Source organism: Kitasatospora sp. SUK 42, assembly GCF_015776785.2.
Classification (GTDB): Bacteria; Actinomycetota; Actinomycetes; order Streptomycetales; family Streptomycetaceae; genus Kitasatospora.
This window is the reverse complement of record NZ_LFMD02000012.1, coordinates 1-265: the sequence shown is the minus strand read 5'-3', so window position 1 is coordinate 265 and position 265 is coordinate 1. Positions and strand designations below refer to the sequence as shown.

Genomic DNA, 265 nt, shown 5'->3' with positions numbered 1-265 from the left:
TCTGCATGAGCTGACGCGGGAGTTGGACCTGTCGGCGTTCGTCCTTTACTCCTCGATCGCCGGTCTGCTGGGTACGGCGGGGCAGGCGAACTACGCGGCGGGCAACACCTTCCTGGACGCGCTGGCCGAGTTCCGGCGGGAGCAGGGCCTGCCGGGGACGTCGCTGGCGTGGGGTCTGTGGCGGGAGACCAGTGCGATGTCCGGTCACCTGGCGGAGGTGGATCTGCGGCGCATCGCCAAGACCGGTCTGGTGCCTCTGGCGTCG

The 265-nt window shown here is 69.4% G+C and carries 1 protein-coding gene; it reads left to right on the top strand.

What is annotated here, in order from left to right; all coding sequences use genetic code 11:
- The coding region (locus RZ50_RS28105; protein ID WP_217680988.1) for a KR domain-containing protein at positions 1 to 265 on the top strand (265 nt) is incomplete at both ends.